Annotated in this window: 6 protein-coding genes; 2 read left to right on the forward strand and 4 right to left on the reverse strand. The window is 56.4% G+C overall.

Going from position 1 to position 7,278, the window contains the following annotated elements; translation table 11 throughout:
- The first annotated feature begins 10 nt into the window (after positions 1-10).
- Positions 11-1,435 carry a uracil-xanthine permease family protein gene (locus tag AC2FLO_RS05715; protein WP_496754829.1) on the forward strand — a complete coding sequence of 475 codons (1,425 nt, stop codon included), beginning with the start codon at positions 11-13 and terminating at the stop codon, positions 1,433-1,435.
- Positions 1,436-1,583: 148 nt separating this feature from the next.
- Here the strand turns inward: AC2FLO_RS05715 and bhcD are convergent, their stop codons facing one another.
- The 4 genes from bhcD to bhcA all read right to left on the reverse strand — a co-directional run bounded on the left by bhcD (position 1,584) and on the right by bhcA (position 6,027).
- The gene (gene bhcD, locus AC2FLO_RS05720) at positions 1,584-2,549 is read right to left on the reverse strand and encodes an iminosuccinate reductase BhcD (protein WP_496754831.1); all 966 of its coding nucleotides are present in this window, start codon (positions 2,547-2,549) and stop codon (positions 1,584-1,586) included.
- Positions 2,550-2,662: 113 nt separating this feature from the next.
- The gene (gene bhcC, locus AC2FLO_RS05725) at positions 2,663-3,826 is read right to left on the reverse strand and encodes a 3-hydroxy-D-aspartate aldolase BhcC (protein WP_480920954.1); all 1,164 of its coding nucleotides are present in this window, start codon (positions 3,824-3,826) and stop codon (positions 2,663-2,665) included.
- A gap of 42 nt (positions 3,827-3,868) precedes the next feature.
- On the reverse strand, positions 3,869-4,837 hold the full coding sequence (gene bhcB / locus AC2FLO_RS05730; RefSeq protein WP_480489214.1) for a beta-hydroxyaspartate dehydratase BhcB: 969 nt from the start codon (positions 4,835-4,837) through the stop codon (positions 3,869-3,871).
- Positions 4,837-6,027 carry an L-aspartate--glyoxylate aminotransferase BhcA gene (gene bhcA, locus AC2FLO_RS05735; RefSeq protein WP_496754833.1) on the reverse strand — a complete coding sequence of 397 codons (1,191 nt, stop codon included), beginning with the start codon at positions 6,025-6,027 and terminating at the stop codon, positions 4,837-4,839. Before bhcA ends, bhcB begins: the two co-directional genes overlap by 1 nt.
- A 169-nt stretch (positions 6,028-6,196) precedes the next feature.
- Here bhcA and bhcR point away from each other — a divergent pair, with 169 nt between their 5' ends.
- Positions 6,197-7,045, forward strand: coding sequence for an HTH-type transcriptional regulator BhcR (bhcR, locus tag AC2FLO_RS05740; protein WP_496754834.1), 849 nt, complete (start codon positions 6,197-6,199; stop codon positions 7,043-7,045).
- Positions 7,046-7,278 lie beyond the last annotated feature (233 nt).

Genomic DNA, 7,278 nt, shown 5'->3' on the forward strand with positions numbered 1-7,278 from the left:
GGAAAACGCGATGTCAGATGCAACTTTAGGGACGCCGGAGCAGCTCCGCGATCCGAACTACACCCCGCCATTTCTGAAGGCGGTCCCTTTGGGAATTCAGCACGTTCTGGCGATGTTCGTTTCCAACGTCACGCCAGCCATCATCGTTTGCGGTGCGGCGGGTTTCGGGTTTGGTTCAAACAGCCCCGATTTCCCGCAGATGATTTACATGATCCAGATGTCGATGTTCTTTGCGGGCGTTGCGACACTGTTCCAGACCATTGGGCTGGGGCCTGTTGGCGCCCGCCTGCCAATCGTGCAGGGAACGTCATTTGCCTTTATTCCGATCATGATCCCGTTGGTGGTTGGTAAGGGCGTTGACGCGATTGCCGTATTGATGGGTGGTATAGTCGTTGGCGGCCTGTTTCATGCCAGCCTTGGGTTGTTCATTGGCCGTATTCGCTTTGCGCTTCCGCCCTTGGTTACCGGTCTTGTCGTGACCATGATCGGGCTTGCGCTTGTCAAGGTCGGCGTCCAGTACGCCGCAGGGGGTGTACCCGCCATCGGTACCGAAGAATACGGCTCTGGTCTGAACTGGCTCATGGCCGGAACTGTGATTGTTGTTACGCTGGGCCTGAAGTTTTTTGCCCGCGGTATGTTGTCGGTGTCGGCGGTTCTGATTGGCTTGTTGGTCGGATACGTTGTGGCATTCGCATTGGGTCAGGTGAATTTGGGCAATGTTGGGCGCGCAACTCCGTTTGCAATGCCGAACCCATTTCACTTCGGTATCGAGTTTTCATTCGCGGCGATCATCGGGTTCTGTGCTATGTCCTTTGTATCGGCTGTTGAAACGGTCGGGGATGTGTCCGGTATCACCAAGGGGGGCGCGGGACGCGAGGCAACCGACAAGGAAATTCAGGGCGCGACTTTTGCCGATGGTCTTGGAACTGCGGTATCAGGTGTCTTCGGGGCCCTGCCGAACACGTCGTTCAGTCAGAATGTCGGCCTGATCGCCATGACCGGTGTCATGAGCCGCACGGTCGTAACCATAGGTGCCCTGTTCCTGATCATATGCGGGCTTATCCCCAAGATCGGCGCGGTGATCTCATCCGTTCCGATCGAGGTTCTGGGCGGTGGTGTGATCGTGATGTTCGGTATGGTGGTTGCAGCCGGTGTTTCGATGCTGTCGGACGTGACGTGGAACCGCCGCAACATGGTGATCTTTGCGATTTCACTCAGCCTTGGTCTGGGCTTGCAGTTAGAGCCCGGCGCTTTACAGCATCTGCCCGGAACTCTCAAAGTTCTGGCGACATCCGGGATCTTGCCTGCTGCGATCATTGCCATTGTCCTGAATCTGGTTCTGCCCGAAGAGCTTTCGGATGAAGCGACGGAAGAGGTGTCAGGTGGAATGGCAGGCCACGGGCTGGGCTCTATCGAACAGGACGATCACGTCTGACCGGTTCGGCACGGACTTGTAAACGAAGAAGCGGCGCGCTAATCGCGCCGCTTATTTGGTTTCTGGCCGGCGTGGCAGGCTTTGCCCGTGGCTCACATAAGCAACGCGTCGTTCGACACGACGCTTAGGCGACCGAACGGGAATGTCGTTAGAAATCGACCTCAATCGCGATGCCTTTCTGTACGGCCAGCTCGACAACAGATGCAGCAACCGCCAGATCCTGAAGACCGACGCCCGTGCCATCGAACAACGTGATCTGATCGTCTGATGTTCGGCCCGGGTTTGTTCCGTTGATGACCGCACCCAACTGGATCAGGTCACTTTCTCTGATCAGGCCCTGTGCCACGGCGTGTTGCGCCTCGCCAATCGAAATCGACTGTGCGATTTCATCTGTGAATACGGATGCTTTGGCCAACAACGCCGCCTCGACTTCCTGCTTGCCCTTGGTGTCCGTTCCCATGCACGCGATATGCGTTCCGGGGCTCACATGGTTTGCCATCAGCGATGGTGCAAAAGCCGAGGTGATCGAGATTATGACGTCCGCCTCGGTCATGCCGTCAAGTTCGACCGCTTCAAACGGAAAACCGGCTTCATTGGCGACCTTTTCAATGTTCGGCAACATCTCGGGATGGTAGTTCCAGCCAAGGACTTTTTCAAAGGTGTGGGTCTCCAGCGCTGACTGAAGCTGAAAGGTTGCCTGATGCCCGGCCCCGATCATACCGATCACCCGCGCGTCCGCACGGGCAAGGTGCTTGATGGATACAGAAGAGGCCGCCGCAGTGCGCAAGGCCGTCAAAAGGTTGCCGCCAACCATCGCTGACGGTTTTCCGGTGTCAGGGTCAAAAAGAAAAACAGTGGATTGGTGATTGATCAACCCGCGCTTTTCCATGTTGTTCGGCCAATACCCCCCAGCCTTCAGGCCCAGTGTCAGCCCGGCGCGATCAAAGCCGCCTTTAAAGCCGTACAGGGCGTCCTCATGTCCGATGGCTTCGCGCACGACAGGAAAGTTATAGGCGTCCCCTGCGGCCATGGAGGCAAAGACCTGTTCGACGGCTTCAAAGGCCGCGTCGCGGGTCATGAGGTTGGCGATTTCGCGCTCGGGTACGATCAGCATGTCATTCTCCACTTGGAATTCGTGCGCCCGTGCGTTTCACCGACAAAAGCGGGCGCGCACGGGCGACTGTCCGGCCATGTTTGGCCGGCGGTTTATTCTTTGAGCATTCAAGCTCAGTACGCGCGGCCGCGGGCTGACACCGGCCACACGCATTCGACCTTGCCATTCCGGACGCCCACATACCAATCGTGCACGTTTGCGGTTGGGTCACAGTGCCCCGGCACCAGCTTCAGTTTGTCATTGACCTTGAGCGCCCCGCTTGGATCCATCACGACGCCATGTTCATCCGAGCATTTGATGTATTCGACATCGTCACGCCCGAAAACAACAGGCAGACCGCTATCCACCGACTGCGCCTTCAGACCCGCATCGACGATTGCTTTGTCCGCCTTGGCATGGCTCATGACGCTGGTCAGGATGAAGAAGGCGTTTTCCCACTCGCCCTGGTCGATCCGGTTGCCGTTCTCATCCAGGATGCGACCGTAATCGGCATCCATGAACGCATAAGACCCGCATTGCAGTTCATTATACACGCCCGAGTTGGATTCGAAGTAGTAAGACCCCGTACCGCCGCCTGAGACCAGATCACACTCGATACCCTCGGCTTTAAGACCGTCTACCGCGTCTTTGACCATCGCGATGGCGGTATCCAGTTTTTCCTTGCGTGCCTCATAGCTGTCGAGGTGTTGCATGGCACCCTGATAGGCCTGAATTCCGCTGAATTTCAGGTTGTCTGCAGCCTCAACCGCCTTGGCGATTTCAATCACTTCAGGCGTCGTTGTGACCCCGCACCGCCCTGCGCCGCAATCGATTTCCACGAAGACTTCCAGCTGTGTTCCATGCCGGACTGCCGCCGCCGAAAGGTCGGCGACATTTTCCAGATCGTCGACACACACGATAATGCGGCTGCCCAGCTTTGGCAGGCGTGCGAGGCGGTCAATTTTGGCCGGGTCACGCACCTGGTTCGAAACCAGAACGTCCTTGATCCCACCACGAACGAAAACTTCGGCCTCGGAAACTTTCTGGCAGCAGACACCGACGGCACCACCGATTTTTTCTTGCAGCTTGGCCACGTCAACCGACTTGTGCATTTTACCATGCACGCGGTGACGCATCCCGTGCGCCTTGGCATAATCGCCCATCTTCCTGATGTTGCGTTCAAGCGCGTCGAGATCCAAAATCAGGCTGGGTGTCTGGATATCTGCTTCGTCCATGCCGGGCTTGGCCGGAATGTCGTAACCTACTTCGAACTGGTCGAGAGTGCTCATATCTTTCATCTCCGTAATCCTATACCGGGATAGTTTTTTGTTGGGGTGTATTCAGACATTCATCCAGGGCAGCCGGTCCAGATCGACATTGCCACCAGTAACAATCAGTCCGACACGCTTGCCCTTGAAGGCGTCCGGGTTTTTGAGAACAGTGGCCAGCGGAACGGCCGAAGATGGCTCCATCACAATCCGCAGGTGCTTCCATGTCAGTTTCATCGCATCGATGATCTCTTGCTCGGAGGCTGTGTAAATCTCTGAGACGTGGTTTGAAACGAAATGCCAGGTGAGATCCTTCAGCGGCACAAGCAACCCGTCAGCAATCGTCTTTGGCGCATCATCCGCGATGATATGACCGGCCTTGAAGCTGCGATAGGCGTCGTCTGCCTGTTCAGGTTCTGCCGCTATGATTGCTGTTTCTGGGGCCAGATTGGACAGGGTCAAACATGTTCCAGATACCATGCCACCGCCGCCGATTGGCGCGACGACTGCGTCCAGACCGTCGGTCTGCTCGATAAACTCGCGCGAACAGGTGCCTTGCCCGGCGATGACCCGAGGATCGTTGTAGGGGTGAACAAAGTCACCGCCCGTAGCCGCCTGAACCTCGGCAAATGTCGCTTCGCGCGACGAGGTGGAAGGTTCGCATTCTGTAATCTTCCCTCCATAACGGCGGACCGTGTCCTTCTTTGCTTGCGGCGCTGTCCGCGGCATGACCACGTTGCAGGGAATGCCCCGTTTCATCGCCGCATAAGACAGGCACGAGGCGTGATTGCCCGAAGAATGGGTGGCGACACCTTTTTCGGCTTGTTTCTCATCCAGCCCAAAAACCGCATTGGTGGCACCTCGTACTTTGAAAGCGCCCGGTTCCTGAAAGTTTTCGCATTTGAAGAACAGCTGCGCGCCTGACAGTTCGTTGAGAAAGTCCGAGGTTCGCACCGGGGTGCGGCGGATATGGGGTTTGATCCGGTCATGTGCCGCAAGCATGTCTTCATAGGTTGGGATATACATTGTGCAATCCTTCATCATGCCGCGTTCTTCTGAACGGAACCGGGATGGCCACGATAGTATTCCTGTGCGGCGGCAACTCCGGACCCCAGGTCGATGTTCAGGCCCAGGTCAACCATGCACATCTCAGCAGTGGCGATCCCGGACAGAGCCATGACATCCGTCAGGCTGCCCAGATGCCCGATCCGGAACACCTTGCCCGCGACCTCACCAAGGCCCACGCCAAAGGCAACGCCGTATTTTTCAGTTGCATGCGTGACAATATCCGTCGCGTTGAAGCCGTTCGGCGTGCGGATTGCGCTTACGGTATCGGAATAGACCGCCGGGCCGCTTGCACAAAGCTCCAGCCCCCACGCCCCCACAGCGGCACGGACCCCTTCGGCAATCCGGTGGTGTCGGGCGAAAACGTTCTCCAGACCTTCACTCAGCAGCATAGAGCAGGCTTGATTGAGGCCATTCATCAACCCGACAGCGGGTGTATATGGGTAAGCATTGTTGGCGTATCCCTTGGACATGTCCCGGACGTCAAAGAACGTGCGGGGAAGGGTGCCGGTTTTGGTTGCTTCCATCGCTTTCTGGCTGAAACCGACGATGGCAAGGCCAGCGGGCAACATGAAACCCTTCTGCGACCCGGTAACGGCAACATCCACGCCCCATTCATCAAACCGGAAATCCATCGACGCGATGGATGAGACGCCATCAACAAACAGCAGTGCGGGGTGTTGCGCGGCGCTCAGCGCCCTGCGCACAGCAGCGATATCCGACTTCACGCCAGTTGCCGTCTCGTTATGCGTGGCTAGAACCGCCTTGATCTCATGGTTTTTGTCGGCGGCAAGGATTTCTTCGTACCGGTCAGCCGGCAGCCCATCGCCCCACGGGGTTTCGACTATCTCAACATTCAGCCCATGGCGTTGGCACATATCGATCCAGCGATGGCTGAACATGCCGTTGCGGGCCGCCAGAACCTTGTCACCGGCGGACAGCGTATTGGTCAGGGCGGTTTCCCAGCCCCCGGTGCCGGTCGACGGGAAAATGAAGACTTCGGCACTGTCGCTTTTCAGAATTTTCCGAACGCCCGCGCGCGCAGGATGCAGGATTTGCCCGAACAATGGCGAACGATGGTCGATCGTGGGCATATCGCACGCCTTGCGCAGGCTTTCCGGGATGTTCGTCGGGCCCGGGATGAAAACGGGGTTTTGAAAGCTCATGGATGGTCTCCTTCCGTCCTTGCCTGCACAATAAGTTCCAGCCGCCTGATTGGAAATTTTTTTGAAAACGCATTTCAGAATTTGTTTAATGAGATTTAACTTATAGTTGTCAGAGTGTTAGATTTTTCATATCCTGAAATAATCTTTCATAGATGATCAGAGGGTTTTTATGGAATCGCAAGACAATGACCCGAAACTCCGTCGCAAGGCCCGCGGAAGACCGCGGGGGTGGGATGACAAAACCGCGCAGAATACGATCAAATCATTGGATCGGGCGATGGAGGTTTTCGAGTATCTGAGCCAGGCGCAAGGCAAAGCCCTTACTGAACTTTCAGATGAAATGCGGCAGGCACCGGCCACTGTTTATCGTATCCTCGTGACGTTGCAGGGCAGGGGCCTGGTCGAGTTCGACCATGAAGAACAGGTTTGGCACATTGGCCCGCAGGCGTTTGTGATCGGTTCGCGGTTTCTGCGCCGTACCAGTCTGGTGGAACGGGCAAGGCCGATCATGCGCAAGCTGATGGAAACCACGAGCGAGACCGCCAACTTGGGAATTGAGAAAGAAGGTCTGGTGCTGTTCCTGAGCCAGGTTGAAACACATGAAAGCATCCGGGCGTTTTTTCCCCCCGGCACATTGTCACCCATGCACGCGTCGGGCATCGGAAAAGCGTTGTTGGCCCATATGGACGAAGACAGATTGAACCGAAGGTTGGCCGCAGCGAATTTACAGGCTTTTACGGATCAGTCGATTACCAGCCCCGAGGCGTTGAAGAAAGACCTTGCAGCCATCAGATTGCGGGGTTTTTCCGTGGACAACGAAGAAAAGACTACAGGTATGCGATGCATTGCAGCACCCGTTTTCGATATGAACAGAGAGGCGGTCGCAGGGCTTTCCGTGTCCGGGCCAACCAGCCGCGTGGGAGCAACCGAAATCGAACGGCTGAGCCGCCCGGTGATGGAAGCCGCGCGCCAGTTGACGCTGGCTATTGGTGGGACAGTGGTGTCTCCGCAACCCTAAGGTTTTGCCGCCTTAAAGCGGCAGGCGGTGACCTCAGGTCCGTATGCTGCGACACAACACCAACGCGGGGAGATGTGCCTCGCAAACAAAAACTGAAACGCGATTCAGATGTACCCATCTCCGGTCACCCGATTTTCAGCCCCCTCTCATTACTGAGCGACTTTTTGTTTGTGTTTATTGAACTGTTGGTCGAAGAGGTTTTTGAAGGGTCCGTTTTTCTGCATGAGTTGGTC

It is taken from the genome of Ruegeria sp. TASC047, from assembly GCF_059612445.1.